19 protein-coding genes are annotated in these 16,725 nt (G+C 52.2%); 10 read left to right on the top strand and 9 right to left on the bottom strand.

What is annotated here, in order from left to right; translation table 11 throughout:
• Window positions 1–80 precede the first annotated feature (80 nt).
• Window positions 81–767, top strand: coding sequence for a YitT family protein (locus NST43_RS20520; protein ID WP_209984565.1), 687 nt, complete (start codon window positions 81–83; stop codon window positions 765–767).
• 69 nt (window positions 768–836) lie between these two features.
• Here NST43_RS20520 and NST43_RS20515 read toward each other — a convergent pair whose 3' ends face one another.
• The 4 genes from NST43_RS20515 to NST43_RS20500 all read right to left on the bottom strand — a co-directional run bounded on the left by NST43_RS20515 (window position 837) and on the right by NST43_RS20500 (window position 3,628).
• Entirely contained in the window at window positions 837–1,592 is a 756-nt protein-coding gene (locus tag NST43_RS20515) for a class I SAM-dependent methyltransferase (protein WP_339219038.1), read from the bottom strand.
• Window positions 1,593–1,670: 78 nt separating this feature from the next.
• On the bottom strand, window positions 1,671–1,943 hold the full coding sequence (locus NST43_RS20510) for a PQ-loop domain-containing transporter (RefSeq protein ID WP_209984559.1): 273 nt from the start codon (window positions 1,941–1,943) through the stop codon (window positions 1,671–1,673).
• Between the two features lie 129 nt (window positions 1,944–2,072).
• Complete coding sequence (locus tag NST43_RS20505) at window positions 2,073–2,507, bottom strand: MarR family transcriptional regulator (RefSeq protein ID WP_209871284.1); 435 nt, start codon at window positions 2,505–2,507, stop codon at window positions 2,073–2,075.
• A gap of 89 nt (window positions 2,508–2,596) precedes the next feature.
• The gene (locus NST43_RS20500; protein WP_339219033.1) at window positions 2,597–3,628 is read right to left on the bottom strand and encodes an NADH:flavin oxidoreductase/NADH oxidase; all 1,032 of its coding nucleotides are present in this window, start codon (window positions 3,626–3,628) and stop codon (window positions 2,597–2,599) included.
• A 198-nt stretch (window positions 3,629–3,826) separates the two neighbouring features.
• On the opposite strand from NST43_RS20500, the gene NST43_RS20495 reads away from it, so the two are divergent.
• Together NST43_RS20495 and metE are read left to right on the top strand one after the other, a co-directional pair.
• Window positions 3,827–4,687 carry an undecaprenyl-diphosphate phosphatase gene (locus NST43_RS20495; protein ID WP_339219031.1) on the top strand — a complete coding sequence of 287 codons (861 nt, stop codon included), beginning with the start codon at window positions 3,827–3,829 and terminating at the stop codon, window positions 4,685–4,687.
• A 195-nt stretch (window positions 4,688–4,882) separates the two neighbouring features.
• Window positions 4,883–7,183, top strand: coding sequence for a 5-methyltetrahydropteroyltriglutamate--homocysteine S-methyltransferase (gene metE / locus NST43_RS20490; protein WP_339219029.1), 2,301 nt, complete (start codon window positions 4,883–4,885; stop codon window positions 7,181–7,183).
• Between the two features lie 248 nt (window positions 7,184–7,431).
• Here metE and NST43_RS20485 read toward each other — a convergent pair whose 3' ends face one another.
• Window positions 7,432–7,584, bottom strand: coding sequence for a DUF1540 domain-containing protein (locus NST43_RS20485; protein WP_076079942.1), 153 nt, complete (start codon window positions 7,582–7,584; stop codon window positions 7,432–7,434).
• A gap of 358 nt (window positions 7,585–7,942) precedes the next feature.
• Here NST43_RS20485 and NST43_RS20480 point away from each other — a divergent pair, with 358 nt between their 5' ends.
• On the top strand, window positions 7,943–9,082 hold the full coding sequence (locus tag NST43_RS20480; protein WP_339219026.1) for a DUF4349 domain-containing protein: 1,140 nt from the start codon (window positions 7,943–7,945) through the stop codon (window positions 9,080–9,082).
• Window positions 9,083–9,343: 261 nt separating this feature from the next.
• Here NST43_RS20480 and msrA read toward each other — a convergent pair whose 3' ends face one another.
• Both msrA and NST43_RS20470 read right to left on the bottom strand, forming a co-directional pair.
• Window positions 9,344–10,330, bottom strand: a complete 987-nt coding sequence (gene msrA, locus NST43_RS20475) for a peptide-methionine (S)-S-oxide reductase MsrA (protein ID WP_339219024.1) — start codon at window positions 10,328–10,330, stop codon at window positions 9,344–9,346.
• A gap of 108 nt (window positions 10,331–10,438) precedes the next feature.
• The gene (locus NST43_RS20470) at window positions 10,439–11,050 is read right to left on the bottom strand and encodes a VTT domain-containing protein (protein WP_339219022.1); all 612 of its coding nucleotides are present in this window, start codon (window positions 11,048–11,050) and stop codon (window positions 10,439–10,441) included.
• 159 nt (window positions 11,051–11,209) lie between these two features.
• Here NST43_RS20470 and NST43_RS20465 point away from each other — a divergent pair, with 159 nt between their 5' ends.
• The 4 genes from NST43_RS20465 (at window position 11,210) to NST43_RS20450 (ending at window position 13,947) form a co-directional block, all read left to right on the top strand.
• A complete protein-coding gene (locus NST43_RS20465) occupies window positions 11,210–12,145 on the top strand; it encodes a Gfo/Idh/MocA family oxidoreductase (RefSeq protein ID WP_339219020.1) in 936 nt (311 codons plus the stop codon).
• Between the two features lie 36 nt (window positions 12,146–12,181).
• Complete coding sequence (locus tag NST43_RS20460) at window positions 12,182–12,508, top strand: hypothetical protein (protein ID WP_209984532.1); 327 nt, start codon at window positions 12,182–12,184, stop codon at window positions 12,506–12,508.
• A 125-nt stretch (window positions 12,509–12,633) separates the two neighbouring features.
• On the top strand, window positions 12,634–12,951 hold the full coding sequence (locus tag NST43_RS20455) for a helix-turn-helix domain-containing protein (protein ID WP_209984529.1): 318 nt from the start codon (window positions 12,634–12,636) through the stop codon (window positions 12,949–12,951).
• A 273-nt stretch (window positions 12,952–13,224) separates the two neighbouring features.
• Window positions 13,225–13,947: a hypothetical protein gene (locus NST43_RS20450; RefSeq protein WP_339219019.1), complete on the top strand. Its 723-nt coding sequence runs from the start codon at window positions 13,225–13,227 to the stop codon at window positions 13,945–13,947.
• Between the two features lie 240 nt (window positions 13,948–14,187).
• Here the strand turns inward: NST43_RS20450 and NST43_RS20445 are convergent, their stop codons facing one another.
• Both NST43_RS20445 and NST43_RS20440 read right to left on the bottom strand, forming a co-directional pair.
• The gene (locus tag NST43_RS20445; protein WP_339219018.1) at window positions 14,188–14,634 is read right to left on the bottom strand and encodes a DUF6773 family protein; all 447 of its coding nucleotides are present in this window, start codon (window positions 14,632–14,634) and stop codon (window positions 14,188–14,190) included.
• Window positions 14,612–14,836, bottom strand: a complete 225-nt coding sequence (locus NST43_RS20440) for a helix-turn-helix transcriptional regulator (protein ID WP_339219016.1) — start codon at window positions 14,834–14,836, stop codon at window positions 14,612–14,614. Before NST43_RS20440 ends, NST43_RS20445 begins: the two co-directional genes overlap by 23 nt.
• 226 nt (window positions 14,837–15,062) lie before the next feature.
• On the opposite strand from NST43_RS20440, the gene ric reads away from it, so the two are divergent.
• Window positions 15,063–15,758, top strand: coding sequence for an iron-sulfur cluster repair di-iron protein (gene ric / locus NST43_RS20435; protein ID WP_339225483.1), 696 nt, complete (start codon window positions 15,063–15,065; stop codon window positions 15,756–15,758).
• Window positions 15,759–15,890: 132 nt separating this feature from the next.
• Window positions 15,891–16,577, top strand: coding sequence for a hypothetical protein (locus tag NST43_RS20430; RefSeq protein WP_209984519.1), 687 nt, complete (start codon window positions 15,891–15,893; stop codon window positions 16,575–16,577).
• Window positions 16,578–16,725: the final 148 nt, after the last annotated feature.

Below are 16,725 nucleotides of genomic sequence, written 5' to 3'. Positions count from 1 at the left end.
CAACACCTCCTCCGGTATAACCCCTCGTAGAGGCTGGCAAGAACGTCTAGCCGCCATATACGATAAGGGGAGACCGAGTAATGAGGAAACAAGACAGTGGCATGAGTTTGCCGCTCCGGTTAGCTATAATTTTGACCGGAACACTATTGCTTGCATTTACGTATTATCACATTAATTATCAGAACCACTTGACCGAAGGCGGGTTCGTAGGATTGTCGCTGCTCGGCAAGTATGTACTGGGGATTTCACCATCACTAAGCATCCTGATTTTGGACATTCCGGTACTCATCATCGCAATCATTTTCAAAGGAAAATCATTCGTAGTGAACACCTTCATATCCGTAGTGGCCTTCACGGTGTTCTACGGGCTGATGGAACGCTATTCCGGCTGGGTTATTGACCTGCAGGATAACTTGCCGGTTGCGGCGCTGTTGTCCGGGGTATTGACAGGTCTGGGCGCAGGAATGGTCCTGCTGGGCGGCGGGGCGAGCGGCGGGGACGATATTTTGTCCGTGCTGATCAGTGAATGGAAAGGTATTAAGGTAGGAACCGTATTTATCCTGATGGATGTAATCGTTCTGGCTTTTTCTCTCTTCTATATGCCGTTAAGAGAAACGCTGTATACGGTGATGGCTGTAGTTGTAGCCGGTTATGTAATCACTTTTACAACCTCTCTGGGCAGACGGAAGCAGGTTCAGGCACCTAAGATTCCGTCCGCACTTGCCAAGACTCAGGAAGGCACAGTGAATGTGAATAATGCAATGTGAACTCCGTGAACCACGGGGATGATAAAAGGTCAGCGGACTACCGTCCGGCTGGTCTTTTTTTTGTGGTTTTTATGAAATAAGATCCGGCTGTTCCTGCTTCACCGCCGACAGCAGCAGAAACATCGGACGCCGCGTCTCCTCCTGCCAGGCCGGATTCTTCTCCAGCATCTCAGGGGTCGGCTGCAGCTCCGACATCTGCTTCAGGCCGAAGCCGGAATGGAGCAGCGTATTGAGGTAGGTGGCGGTGGTCCGGTGGTATTTTGCAACCTTGTGTTCGAGAAAATCAGCCAGTCTTAGCCCTTCCAGATGGTAGTTGTCCACGGGCCAATGCTGCTTCTCCCCGTCAGGGCTGTAATGCCAATCCTGCGCGGCGAGCGCGGTGAAGATTGGATGCTCTACAGAGAAGACGAAGGCTCCGCCGGGCTTCAGGCCATGCCGGACCTGGCGGCAGAGTCTGCCGAAATCTTCAATATAGTGGATCGCCAGCGAGCTGATCACGGTATCAAACTGCTCTGCCCCGAATGCGGCATCCTCAATCGCGAGCTGGAGATACTCAATCTTCGGGTCGTCCGTCATTGCACGGGCACGCTCCAGCATATTGGCGGAGAGATCTATGCCTACGACTGAAGCCGCCCCCTGCTCCCGGGCATACCGGCAGTGCCAGCCGAAACCGCACCCCAGATCAAGCACCCGCTGGCCCGCCAGATCAGGCAGCAGGGTACGGAAGACCTCCCATTCTCCGGCAGCCTCCAGTCCGCCCGTAGAGCGGGGCATCTGGCTGTAATTCGCAAAGAAACCCGCGTCGTCATACTTATTTTGCTTCATTCATTGAACCTCCCACATCCTTTTATTACAGAAAGTATAACGCAAATGGGACGGGGGTGCAGCCTTGAGAATTCATTGTTACCCTTGGGGACGGTAGCGGATAATTAGCAAGACTACCGTTGTTACAACCACCAGCGACAAGGAATTGGTGATCAGAAAAGCAAGTCCGACCCCCTGCGCGGCCAGGTTAACCGCATAAGCCTCCATAAGAAGGATACCCAGCAGCATCAGCAGGTAAGCTTTCAGACTGAGATCTGCAACCGAACGGGTCCTGATGATCTGCACAATCTGCGGAATCCAGCCTACAGAGAGAATAAGACCGCCAACCAGCTGCATAGCTGTGAATAACATACGTTGCACCCCGCTATTCTTAATTTCTTGATAGTATGGTGTATGCTCAGGGGGAGAGGGAGGTTCAGACAAAAACCCGCCGCCCCTCGGAAGGGACGGCGGGTTCACCCGGCAGGCATCTGCCCGGGTCTAGGATTGCTTCAGCTGGATAAGCTGCTTCAGCAGCTGCTGCGTGTCGTCTACAGGAAAGGCTTCCTGCAGCACTTCATGAACGGTCTGCTTCGCCCGGTCAACCTTGTCCTGCCCAATGGCAGTCAGGGACGTATAGATGCTTCTGCGGTCTGCCTCGCAAGACTTGCGCTCCAGCGCTCCGCAGCCCTTGGCTTCGAAGCGGCTGACCAGCCGGGATACAGCACTCTGGCTAAGCCCGACCATCGATTCCAGCTGCTGGAGCTTCAGCTTTTGCTCAGGGGCTTCGGACAGAAACAGCAATACATAGAATTCCTTAAGCGATAACTCATAGTTCTCGGTCAGCTTCGCTTCAAGGACTGCGGCCACCTTCATCTGTATCAGAGAGAGCGATAACCAGCTGTTAATTAGATCATTCGAAGGGGGGTTAGTCATGTCTTCCATCCTCCCGGTGTATACCTGTAATGAATAGTAGTTGTTATACAGTATACCATCACCATAGGCAAGCTGCTGACGAATTGTCCTTAACGCGGGAATCCTAATGCATACTGCTTAGGTATATCTGCGTCTTTGCGCAGCGTCACACCGGCTTCCAGCGTCCAGAAAGGATTACGGAGCATTCCCCGGCCCACCGCCACCAAGTCAGCTTCTTCATTGCCGATGACGGCGTTGGCAAGAACCGCTTCATCCAACCGGCCGACAGCAATCACCGGCACGTTCAGCTCCTGGCGGATGGTTCTTGCCAGCGGTAACTGATAGGCTGCATGGTTGCCAGGTCCATTCTCTGCGTCAACGGCTCCCTCACCGCCTGAGCTGATATGGAAAATATCGGCCCCGGCTTCCTTATAGGCTCTGCTGATCTCCAGACCCTTTTGGAGGCCGTAACCGCCTTTCACATATTCTCTGGCGGAAATCCGCATGATCAGCGGCATATCCTCAGGCATCACGCTCTTGGCGGCAGCGATAACCTCCCGGCCGAACAAAGTCAGATCCTGTCCATACTCATCAGTCCGCTGGTTGGTCAACGGCGAGTGAAACTGGTGAATCAGATACCCGTGGGCACCGTGCAGCTCAATCGTGTCGAACCCGGCCTGAACCGCACGCTCTACGCCGCGCTTGAATTTCTGGACCATGTCTTTAACTTCCTCTGTCGTTAGGGCGTGGGGAGTCTTAGAGTTGCTGTCATAAGGAATAGCGGAAGAGGAGATAGGAACCTTGGCATCCTCCGCCTTGCGCCCGGCATGGGCAACCTGAATTCCGATTTTGGCTCCATGGGCATGACTGGCTTCCACAATCCGCGCCAGCGCAGGAATCTGCTCATCAGACCAGACGCCCAGATCATAATCGGTAATCCGGCCGTCCGGGTCCACATCAGCCATCTCGACAATGATCAATCCGGTGCCGCCGACGGCGCGGCTTACGTAGTGGTTGTAATGCCAGTCGTTAGCGATTCCATCCTTATTCGTAACTGAATATTGGCACATGGGCGGCATCACCACCCGGTTCTTCAGTTTTAAGCTTTTATACTCATAGGGGGTGAACAGATCTTTCGTCATGAATTTCGCTCCTTCGTTCTATATGGGATGGATAAATAATAAATGCATGCACATGCATATAAATATAAGCTGTTGGTTTCTGCCTGTCAAGTCAGCGTTATGAATTAAAATTTGCAATACTGCAAGCAAGCTGTAAGTTTCAGAAATAGCTGTGCGAGTTTACAATTATTATATTGAAAACAATAAAGGGGGATCGCCATGGAGCTGCTGACCATTGTCAAAGCAATCATTCTGGGCATTGTAGAAGGGCTGACCGAATTTGCTCCGGTATCCTCGACAGGCCATATGATCATCGTTGATGATATGTGGCTTAAATCACAGGAATTCCTGGGGAAGTATACGGCCAACTCTTTCAAGGTAGTGATTCAATTAGGCTCTATTCTTGCAGTCGTCATTATTTTCCGTAACCGGTTCATTGATCTGCTGGGCCTCGGGAAGCTCAGCCGCAAGGACCTGGCCGTAGTGCCGGAAGGGCAGCGGCAGGCTCCGGCAGAAGGACGTCTGAAGCTGACGCATATTCTTGTCGGACTGCTTCCGGCCGGAATCTTCGGATTTGTGCTGGAGGATTACATCGATGAGCATCTGTTCTCTACCTTTACTGTGCTGATTGGACTTGTGGTTGGAGCGTTATTCATGATCTGCGCCGACCGTTTTGCGCCTGGAAATGCCCGGACTGAGAGTGTGGACCAAATTACATATAGGCAGGCGCTATCAGTCGGATTGATCCAATGTATCTCCCTGTGGCCGGGCTTCTCGCGGTCCGGCTCGACGATATCCGGCGGGGTTCTGCTGGGCATGAGCCACCGTGCGGCAGCCGATTTCACCTTCATCATGGCGGTGCCGATTATGGCCGGGGCAAGCCTGATTTCACTGCTGAAGAACTGGCAGTATTTTACGCTGGATGCCTTGCCGTTCTTCATTGTCGGGTTCATCAGCGCCTTCGTATTCGCACTGGTATCGATGCGTTTCTTCCTGAAGCTGATTAACCGGATCAAGCTGTTGCCCTTCGCAATCTACCGGATTGTGCTTGCCGGTGTGGTCTATCTGATCTGGTTCTGATTTCGCCGGGCCTCAGAGTCTAAGCTGCTCCTCCTTCAAGGGGGTGCGGCTTTTTTTGGCGTTCTGCTATAGGGAATCTGTATAGCCGGATTGCGTGGAATCTGTTGCGGGGCGCGGGAGGCGTGCAGTAAGATGGCATCAGATTAAGGCTTGCAGGCATAAGCGATAGACCATTATACAGAGGAGTGGACACCTATGAGTAAAGGAATCAAGACAAGCAGCCTCGGTTATCCGAGAATCGGCAAGAACCGTGAATGGAAGAAATTACTGGAGGCTTATTGGGCCGGGAAAATCGATGAGCAGAGCTTCCGCTCGCAGATGGAGGATATTCAGCTTCAGCATTTGCAGACCCAGCAGCAGGCCGGAATTGATCTGATTCCGGTGGGCGATTTCACCTTCTATGACCATGTGCTGGATACCGCCGCCATGTTCGGAATAGTTCCGGCGCGTTATGGATATAAGGGCGGAGAGATTCCGCTTGATCTGTATTTTGCGATGGCCCGCGGCAATGCAGAAGCCCCGGCTTGCGAGATGACCAAATGGTTCAATACGAACTACCATTACATTGTGCCTGAGATCGGCAGCCTGACCCCGGTATTGACAGCGAATAAACCGCTGGCCGCCTACCGCTTCGCCAAGGAGCGCGCAGGTATTGAGGGCAAGCCGGTTATAGTCGGACTGTATACCTTCCTGAAGCTGTCCAAGGGCTTCCCGGCAGCAGACATCGCCGCCGTTGCCACACGCTTCCTCCCGCTGTATGTACAGCTCCTGCAGGAGCTGCAGGCGGAAGGAGTGGCCTGGGTTCAGATCGATGAACCGGCGATTGTTACCGGCTTAACGGCTGAGGATACCGCGCTGCTGCAGAACATTTACAGTGAGATTGCAGCTGCCGTACCAGGTCTGAACCTGATGCTGCAGACGTACTTCGAAGCTGCGGAGCCGCTTGAAGCATTGCTGGCGCTGCCTGTGCAGGGTCTGGGTCTTGACTTCGTCCATGACGGCGGCAAGAATCTGGAGTCGGTTGCACGCCTGGGCTGGCCGCAGGATAAGACACTCGGCGCCGGTATCCTTGACGGCCGCAACATCTGGCGCGCTGACACCGATGTCAAGCTGGAGCTGGTAGCGAAGCTGCTGACCTATGTGCCTCAGGAGCAGCTGATTCTCCAGCCTGCGTCGAGCCTGCTGCATGTGCCTGTAACGGTTGAGGGCGAGGTCAAGCTGAAGGCTGCGGTCAAGAACGCCTTGGCGTTCGCCAATGAGAAGCTGGCCGAGCTGGTTCTGATTGCGGCAGCCGCGAATGAAGGAAGAGAGCGTTATGCCGCCGAGCTGGAGCGCAGCCGTGAGGTGCTGGCCGTATTCCGTGCCCTGCCGGAGCGCGGACGTGAGGATGTAGCAGAGCAGGTGCGTGCTCTTGCCCAGCTGCCGGACCACCGCAGCCTTCCGTTCGCCGAGCGTGTGAAGGTTCAGCAGGAGAAGTGGCGTCTGCCGCTGCTGCCGACCACGACCATCGGCAGCTTCCCGCAGACGGTTGAAGTCCGCCAAGCCCGTCTGAAATGGCGCAAGGGAGTCTGGAACCAGGAGCGTTATGACCTGTTCATTGAGCGCCAGATCGCTGAAGCGATTACGCTTCAGGAGGAGCTTGGTCTGGATGTCCTGGTACACGGGGAATTCGAGCGTACGGATATGGTGGAGTTCTTCGGGGAGAAGCTGGCCGGCTATCTGTTCACCGCAGACGGCTGGGTTCAGTCGTACGGCTCACGCTGCGTGAAGCCGCCGGTAATCTATGCCGATGTCGCTTTTATAGAGCCGATGACCGTCAAGGAGAGCGTGTATGCCCAGTCACTCACTAAGCTGCCTGTTAAGGGAATGCTGACCGGCCCGGTCACGATCCTGAACTGGTCCTTTGTCCGCGATGATCTCAGCCGCGAAGCGGTGGCCGGACAGATCGCCCTCGCCCTGCGTCATGAAGTATCCGCACTCGAGGAGGCGGGTATCGAGATGATTCAGGTCGATGAGCCGGCGATCCGCGAAGGCCTGCCGCTGAAGGCAAGAGATCATGAGTATTACCTGAACTGGGCGGTGAAATCCTTCCGGACCGCCACGAATCATGTCAAGGACACCACGCAGGTGCATACGCATATGTGCTACAGTGAATTTAATGACATGATCGGTTCGATCTCGGCGATGGATGCGGATGTAATCTCCATTGAGACCTCACGCAGCCATGGTGAGCTGATCGTCAGCTTCGAGGAGCAGGAATACGACAAGGGGATTGGACTGGGTGTGTATGATATCCACAGTCCGCGCGTACCGGTGGTAGAGGAGATGACTTCGGCCATCGAACGTGCGCTGCGCGTGCTGGATGTCCAGCAGTTCTGGATTAATCCCGACTGCGGACTGAAGACACGAGGCTGGGAAGAGACCACAGGCGCACTGCGCAATATGGTGAAGGCCGCGGTCCTGGTAAGAGAGCAGCACGGCGCAGTCAGCCGTTGAGGGAAGGGGTATTCCTCCCTTTAAATGATCACTTTTGCACAAAAAAACCACTGCAGGCAGGAGAGCACAATCTCCGGCCACAGTGGTTTTGCTTCTATTTCTCGCCGAAACGAACCGCCCTTTAAAAGGACGGCAAAGCCGTTTCCACTTGTTTGCAGGAAACACTTGATAATAGTTCTCATTCTTGATAGAATGAAAAAAGAAAGAAGGAACCTGTGGAGGGCTCCTTCATATTCTGCAAAGATTCATTATTTGCTTTCGAAGGTTTTGCAATCTGTTTCCTCAGATTGTGTAGGCTGCTTGGAGCTGTGGTAAGCAACGAAGATCGACTCAGCGTTGCATTTGTTCTCTTCAGCCCAGTAGGTGCAAGAATTAACTGCGCACAATACGTCTTTTGCCATGAGGGTTCACCTCCTCTTGTAGTAGTAGGCAACATAAATCGGCAAGAAATCAATTACAGCTGCCCGGGCAAGGTGGAGCTTGTCCGAATAGCGCCATAACCTTATTCTATGCGAATAGGGTTTTTGGTGTTTTTTTGCCGTTACATCATCGCAATTGTAACAAATAAAGAGGTATTACGCAAATAGGACCAATGGTGGAAGGGTCTTATTTGTTATTTTCTTCAATTTCTGCAACCTTCCAGCTTTTGGAACGTCAAGAGGGATAGGCGCGGATCGGATCAAGAGAGAGAACGGCCCTCCGCAACGGAAGCTGAAACACCGGAAGCAGTATACAATTACATGTTATGGAGGAATGAGCATGCGAAAATGGGGTCTGCATTACTTATTGTATCTAGTGGTTGTAGCCGTAGTTCTGACGGGCTGCGGCGCGTCGAGTAACAATTCAGATTCGGCAGCGAATTCAGAAAGCGCGTTCAGAAATGAAGCAGGATCAGACGGATCAGCGGAGAGTGCGCCTGCTGCGGTGGAGGCCAAGGAGGATAGTCAAGCTAACACGGCGATGGCTGTCAATGATCAGGCTGCAGTGAAGGGCGGCGGCGGAAATTCGGCAGTCCCTGGGGCGGATGCTGGGCAAGGGAACGATGCTTCTGCCGGATTCACCGGTACCGATGTGGTGGCAGGACTGAACAAAAAGCTGATCTACAAGGCGAACCTCAATATGGAGGTAAGCGACTACGGAGCGGCGCAGACCGAAGTGCGGAATATGGTTACTCTGGCCGGGGGCTACATTATTGAATTCTCAGAGAATATGTCTGAATATGAACAAGGTGGAACCTTCATCCTAAAAGTGCCCGCGGCGGGCTTCTCACCGTTCCTGAACAATCTGGAGAAGATTAAGCATGAGAAGCTCCAGAGAAGCATCCAGGGGCAAGATGTGTCGGAGGAATATGTGGACCTCGAGTCGCGCCTTAAGGCGAAGCAGATGATGGAGACGCAGTATATTGATTTTATGAAAAAAGCGACCAAACCGGCTGATCTCGTCCAGTTCGCCAACCAGCTTGGGGAAATCCAGGAGCAAATTGAACAGATCAAGGGCAGAATGCGGTATATCGATCAGAATGTATCTTTCTCTACAGTGGAGCTTCGCCTGTACCAGACTGAGAAGAATCTTACCCTTACACAGACTAATTCCGAGGGGCCGCTGGGTGAACGGGCTTCGGAAGCGCTCAAGGGCAGCATGAAGGCGTTGTCTGTGATGTTCCAGTGGCTTGTTGTTGTACTCGCGGCTGCTCTCCCCGTACTGCTTGTAGCTGGAGTCGTGGTGGCGCTGGTGCTCTGGTTACGGAAAAGCTTCAAGCGGCGGCAACCTGCGCACACTGAACAGGCACGGCTGGGCGGCAACCGTCTGCCGGACCGGGAATCGCAGCCTCATCCTGAAGCGGCACCTGTAGTACCGGCCGCAACGGAAGAGGAGAATACGGATAAGCAGAACAAGTAGAATGGGCTGCACAAATAAACATAAGAATCTTTTATGTAAAGAATAAAGCCTCCCTACCCGTAAATCCGGGCTGGAGGCTTTGTTTTTGTTCAGGAAATTGTTCAGGAAATTATGATTTTCTTCTGTTGTGGATAAAGTGTGTGCCCGACTGTAAGCGAAAAACAACATACATTGTGATGGCACACGGGTAAGTTATGCAATATATGAAGCTAAAGCTTGAGGCTATCTATTGGAGGGGCAGACAAGCCGGGACCTCCAGCCTCAAGCATGCTGGAAGAGCACGCGGTACTCGCCGTAGCCTTCCTTCTCCAGGTCCTCTTTGGGAACAAAGCGCAGAGCTGCCGAGTTGATGCAGTACCGCAGTCCGTTCGCGCCGGGGCCGTCATTGAACACATGGCCCAAGTGGGAATCCGCTATCTTGCTGCGTACCTCGGTGCGGATCATCAGGTGGCTGAGATCGCTTTTCTCCTTGACCGCGTAGTCTCGCATCGGACGCGTGAAGCTCGGCCAGCCGCAGCCGGAATCGAACTTATCCTCTGAGCTGAACAGCGGCTCTCCGGAGACAATATCCACATAAATCCCGTCCCCGTGATGATCCCAGAATTCGTTGCGGAATGGAGATTCCGTAGCGCTGTTCTGCGTCACTTCATATTGAAGCGGAGTCAGGCGCTCCTTCAGGCTCTGCGGGTCCTCCTTATGCGTCCAGTGAGACTCAATGAACGCTTCCCGGCCCGAACCCTTGCGGTAACGCTTGTAATGGCCGGGATTCTTATGATGATAGCCCTGATGATATTCTTCAGCGGGATAGAAGGGCTTAGCTGGAAGAATAGGCGTCACAATCGGAGCGGAGAACCTTCCGCTGGCCTGAAGGGCAGCCTTGGAAGCCTCTGCCTGCTGGCGCTGCTCCTCTGAATGGGTGAAGATGGCCGTTCCGTAAGAGGTGCCGCGGTCATGGAATTGCCCTCCGGCATCGGTCGGGTCAATCTGCTGCCAGAACAGCTCAAGCAGCTTGCTATATGGGAAAATATCCGGATTGAACGTAATCTGCACCGCCTCAACATGTCCGGTGGTTTCCGAGCATACCTCTTCGTAGGTAGGGTTCACGGTATGTCCGCCTGTATAGCCGGAGATAATCTTGACAATGCCGGGAAGCTCTTCAAAAGGGGAGACCATACACCAGAAGCATCCACCGGCGAAGGTGGCTTGTTCGGTCTTGAAATTTATAGAATCAGCTTGAAATTCACTCATTGTTATCCCTCCATCTGTAGAATGCAATTAAATAGATCACAATTTAATTATAAATCAAATAGAGGCTTACTGCCAGTATACGGCGGCATACCGAAGATTATTGAGGCATTAGCGGCCCGCAGTAGGACGGCGGCGCATGGATAATCCGGCCACGGCCAGTACGGCAATATACACGATTATAGCTATAGCTGCACTCCGCGGATGCTGGAACATCTGTCCTCCGAGGAAAGCGTAGAGGGCGATGCCGGGAATTTTGCCAAGTGCGGTGGCTCCAAGGTAGCTCCAGAAAGGCAGTCCGGCAGCACCTGCGTAGATATTCACAGCCATCTGCGGGATAATCGGTGCCAGCCGGGCAATCACTACGGATGCAAAAGGACGCTCTTGCACAGCGGACACAAATCTGTCCAGCGCTGAGATGCTGCTCAGATAGGCCATCGATTTGCTCTGGAACATTGATTTAACCACTCCATAAACAAGGGCTGCCGCTATAGTAGTAGCACTCCAGCAGATTAACGCTCCCGCGAAGCTTCCATAGGCATACCCGAACAGACCGATAATCAGCTTGTAGGGCAGGACCGGAAATAAGGCCAGCACAGTGGCAGCGAGCATGGACAAATACAAAGGATGATCCTCTCTAAGCCAGGCCAGGAGTTCATACCTGTAGATAAACGCGAGGATTATGCACGAAACATACAGAATAACCGTTAACCATTTTCTCATTATACTATGCCCCTTCTTCACTCCATCCATTTCATCATACTGAAAAAAAAGCAATTAAAGCAATTATTGAAGCAAAGATCATTGTTCCCGCAGCATGTCACGGTATAATACACCTATAAGGGAATAGAAATTCCCTCTACATGTAAGGGAGATGCTGCTATGAAATTACCTGTCCGCAAAAGAGTGGCAATGATCGGCATTGGCGATATTGCCCGTAAAGTCTATTTGCCGCTGCTCTCCCGGCATGATCAGGCCGAGGTGGTGGGAGTGCTCAGCCATTCCTCTGCTACGGTCGAGCGGGCTGTCCAGGCTTATCGCCTTCAGCGGGGGACAACCGAGCTTACGGAGCTGCTGTCCTGGGATCTGGATGCTGTGTTCATACATAGTCCTACAACTACGCATTATGAGCTGGTTACCGCATGCCTGGAGAATGGGGTGTCAGTGTATGTGGACAAGCCGCTCTCCTATGATCTGGAGGAATCCCGCCGGATGGCAGAGCTTGCTGAGAATAAGGGGCTGCTGCTGGGGGTGGGCTTCAACCGCCGCTACGCCCCGATGTATGCTGCCGCCAAATCCTGGCTGCATAAGGCTGGAGGCATCAGCCAATCCACCGCAGTCAAGCACCGGACGAAGCTGCAGCAGGGCAGCAGCCATGAGACGATCCATGATGACCTGATTCATATGCTGGATCTGCTGCTCTGGCTGTCTGGCGGGGATTATGAGCTGCTGCACAGCAGCCTGAAGGCGGATGCGGAGGGACGACTTCTGCACGCCTCGGGAATGCTGGGCTGGGAGAATGGGACCACCGGCCATTACAGCATGGTCCGGGATGCCGGGGCCGATCTGGAGAAGCTGGAGCTGCACGGACATGGCAGATCGGTTGAGGTGACCGATATGGAACGGGTTATATTATATGAGCAGGGCTCGTTGCCGCGCACGCAGAACTTCGGCAGCTGGGATACCCTGCTGGAGCGCAGAGGCTTCAGCGGAGCGGTCAGCCATTATCTCAGCAATATAGCGACACCGGAGCAATGCGGTATTTCCGCTTCGGCTGTATTGCCGAGCCATGAATTAGCAGCAAGACTAAGCCGCTGAGCGGTCAGATTCGCAGCAGAGAGAGAGGAGAACAACATGGAGGATTATGACAATAAGTCGATGGAAGAGCGAATCATCGAGAGCTATAAGCGGGACGAGGAGATGATGATTCTCGTATTTGCCCAGTGGTGTGTGAATAACAGGCTGGACCCGCATGCCCTGTATCTTCAGGCCTATCCGCAGCAGGAGGGCAATCAGGCACTGGCCAATGCATTGGCCCTGACGGTATCCGAGGAGGAGGCCGGGTTCATCTCCGATGATACGGTGCTGGGCGTACTCTCACTGTACAGCAATGATGATCTTGCCTATGTGGTTACAGAGGCCATTCAGCTAAGACGCAAGGCGGAAGACACCAAGGATTGAGAGCTGAAATATAATAATTGTGGTTAATGAACTTTTTTTTGGCAAACGATGTTCATTCCAGAATAAATGTGGTAAAATTATATATACTAACTAATTGTAAGCTTCATAGGTGAGAGGTGATAACCATGGAAGAACATCAAATGACGATGTGCCCGAGATTTGAGACGGCTTTTTCGTTTCTGGGCAAGCGTTGGAACGGACTCATTATTCAGACCTTGATGAGCGGCCCCAAGCGGTTCAAGGATATTTCTGGACTGATTCCGTCAATGAGCGATAAGATGCTGTCCGAGCGCATGAAGGATCTGGAATGCGAGGGTATTCTGGTACGTCATGTGTACCCGGAGACACCAGTGCGCATTGAATATGAATTAACAGTGAAGGGCCGTGCGCTTGAGCCGGTCATGCAGCAAATCCAGTCCTGGGCCGAGAGCTGGGTGGAGTAGCAGTACCGTAATATAGTTTTGATGACAGCCTCTTGCCGGGTATCCTGGTAAGGGGCTTTTCATTTTATGCGGCTTTTGCCCAAATAAACCTTGCACTTAGGCCCTACCTGTGTAATATAATAGAACATACTAAATATTACGGATGTGTGGAAGCGTTAACAAAAGTAGGAAAAGCCCAGGGTTATGCGGCAGGCGGATGCTTACGGGATGTGTTTTGGACGATGCTGATGGAAGGAAGCGGAGGGCTCACACAACTTTTAGGAGGCGAGGACCATGACCATCACCTTGTTTTCCCGGGAAATAACCTATGGAAAAAAGGATGTCGCCGAACTGGAGACTGCTTCGATTAAAGTACAGCTGATCTATGACAAGGTGCTGTTCATGCTTCATAACCATCTCCCGGATTCTCTGTGGACTGCGTGGATCGGTGTGCCCTATGAGATCATTTCATCTCTATATAAAGGGGACAATGACAGCGGGAGCGTGTTTCAGAAATGGATTCAAGGCCCGTCCGGCTGGAAATGCATCGGCTGTGAACGGCATTGTCTGGAGCCGGTAACGGCAAAGGAAGGGAGTGGCTCAAATGCTCAGCGCCGTTTTACTTTTCATAATGGAATTAGCCAGAGCATGGTACTTCAAGCTGTGATCTGGTCTATGTATGAGAACACGCGGCTGCTCCAGCCTTACTTGGGGGAGGAGGCTTTTCTGAGTGAGGAGGATATGGAGCTAATCTCGGTATACTTCGTGCCAACCTATCTGACCCCGGCACCGCTGAGCGAATTGAACAAACCAGCCAAAGAATATAAGGACAAGAAGATCAGAGTGTATCAGGAATGGATCTCTGCCCCCGATCTGGTGCTGCAGTGGAACGGCGGCCTGACCGAAGGCAGATGGATGACGGGTGTATATGTGGACCATTCACGGTTCGCCGGACTTGGCCCCTACCTGAAGGATGCGCAGGGCAAGCGGACTTATATGCAGGCGACTGTTCGATAAAAAAGTTAAACTCGAAAAAAAGAGTTGAACTTGAAGCCAGGTCGTCGCTGCTGTGAACATTTGGACTTCCGGCCGCTGTTGTGTTTGGATTTCTTGATTAGTACCGCTCTTCGCGGTAGAAATCCAAACACAAAGGCGATCGCTCCGCTCCTCCAGTTCCAAATTTCCCCTCCGCTTCTTTTGCTTCTTTGTTAAATTCTTTAATTCTTCTCCTATGCACTCACAGCAGCACAAGCCGCTCTACTCCGCCCGGTTATTCCTCCGCCGGATCAAGTACACGGTGCTTAAGATGACCAGTCCTGCTGTAACAGAAATGATCAGAATCACCTTCCCGTTCGCACCGCTGTCAGCTGCTGATTGGGCGGGGGTTGGATTCACGAAGGTAACGATAAGGATACAGGCTGCCACCACTATTGCCAGCAGTGCACCCAGTACGTTTTTACCTTTTGCTCCGCCCTGTGCTCCGCCCGGTCCCACATATGCACCGCTCCAGATCAGCCGTACGAGATAGGAACCCACACCCAGCATGAAAATTGCGTAATTGCTAAGCGGATACTCCAGCCACTTCATTCCGTAGTTTTGCAGCCCCATGTCTGCCAGCAATAAGAATGCCATCAAAAGAAATGCCTGATTCCCCGCCTTGTGCCGCTTCTGCAATTGTCTCTCATCCAGGTTCGTTCTGCTCATCCTTCGTTCCCTCCCAAAATAATTGATCCAGCGTCTTCCCAAGTGTTACACAAATGTCAATGCACAACCTCAGGGTCGGGTTGTAATCACCGTTCTCAATCGCGATAATTGTCTGCCTTGTGACCCCCACAGCATCCGCCAGTTGCTTTTGCGACATGTCTCTTGCCGCTCTCGAGGCTTTGAGCCTCAGATTTTTCCCCATTCCCTCACCTCACGCATATTGTAAAATATATAGAACAAAATGTCTAGTATATTTGACATAAGAAAACTAGAAGTTCGCGTTCATTAAAATTTGTTATATTCAGTGCGTACAATCACAAGTTTGGCCTAAAGCCAGTGATAAGGTGTAGAAGTGAAAAGAAGCACAAACCTACATCTTAAACTGAGGAGGGGCCAACATGGCGTCCAATCAATTAAACGATACAACAATTCAACCGGGTTTTACCCCGGAAGCAATGGTAAGGGATATTGTCCTTCAGTTCCCCAAGGCCGCAGATTATTTCAAGGCACAGCGGATCGATTTCTGCTGCGGAGGCGCAAAGCCGCTGGCTGAAGCCGCTGCCGAGAAGGGTCTTGACCCGGCAGCAATGGTTCAGGAATTGAACAAACTGCAGGAGCAGCATCCGGTTCTGGAAGAGGATACCGCCTGGAACGAGGCTTCGTCAGAGGAGCTGGTGGATTATATTGTGAACAAGCATCACCGCTACCTGCGTGAAGAGCTTCCGCTAATCAGCCAAAATGTAACCAAGGTGTTCCGCGTTCACGGTGAGGATTCACCGCACCTCGGAGAGATGCACCGTCTGTTCAATATGCTGCGTGAAGAGCTGCTGCAGCATACGGCGAAGGAAGAAGAGAGCGAATTCCCTAAGATGCTGGCCTACACTCAGAACCCAAGCGAAGAAGGACTTGCTGAGCTGCGCGGATTGCTGCATAATCTGGAAGCTGAGCATGACGGGGCCGGAGAGATTCTGCGTGAGCTGCGTAGAGTTACTAATGACTACACACCTCCCGCGCATGCCTGCACCACTTATCGCCTGACGTATGCCCGCCTTGAAGAACTGGAAGGCATGACATTTGAGCATGTGCATTTGGAGAACAATATTCTGTTCCTGCGTTATCAATAGGATCTCATGCAACTCATAAGTCCCTTCGGGGACTTTTTACTTTTTCTTCCGGCAGAAATGATTTGAGAACCCTTCCTCTATGCGTTATCCTTAAAGAGTCTGGGAAATTACATATGAAGGCGGTGCCGTGGGATGTCCACGAAATGGATGCGCTTAATGCTGTGCCTTCTGTTGCTGGCAGCGGCAAGCGGTTGCGGCTTGGGATCAGGGAATAGCAGTAGCAGTAACGGAGGCCAGGGGTTAACCTTTTCGGTTAAGGTAGGTGACAGCGAAATGGCCGGAAGCTCGGCCAGACTGCTTAACGAAGCTTACGTGTCCGGGAATTCAATGATAGAGCTGTTTAAGAAGAGCGGCGTTGTTACATTTTCAGGTGATGGAACTAACATTCTTGAGGTGAATAAGGTCTCGCTGGGTCAGGATATGAGCTGGGAGGTTCAGGTGAACGGCAAAAAGGTTCAAGAGCTGAATACGACCCTGGAACCGGGTTCGGCCATTACGATGTCAGCAGGGCCTGCGGCAACCGGAAAGATGTTTCAGCCTGTCATCATCACTGTGAACGGGGGGAGCGAGCAGCCGGAGCTGACACATTCGCATGTGCTTTCTTTTATGCAGGATATGTCCGTCAAGGGATTGCTCCAGAACAGTGGTATGGTTCGGCTTGCCGAAGATAACCGGACGGTGCTTACCGTGATGGATTATACCCCGCTCAGCAGCGAGGAATGGAGACTGAAGGTTAACGATAAAGGTCTGCTCGGTAATGGAGTGGACATGAAGCTCAGTCCGCAGGACAAGCTGGAAATCTCTCTGGTACTGAAATAAGTGAATGAAATGAAATAAGTGAGATCATGTACCGAATGAACGGATATCTGTGCGAAACTGCATGGGTATCCGTTTTTTTTTGAATAAAAGAATTCCTGTGCTTCATGCCATAAGTTGTCCTAAGTAAGGAAGGGAGAAGTCATCTCCA

This window comes from Paenibacillus sp. FSL H8-0332 (genome assembly GCF_037963835.1).
GTDB classification, from domain to species: domain Bacteria; phylum Bacillota; class Bacilli; order Paenibacillales; family Paenibacillaceae; genus Paenibacillus_AQ; species Paenibacillus_AQ rhizoplanae.
This window is presented reverse-complemented; position numbering and strand designations above follow the sequence as displayed.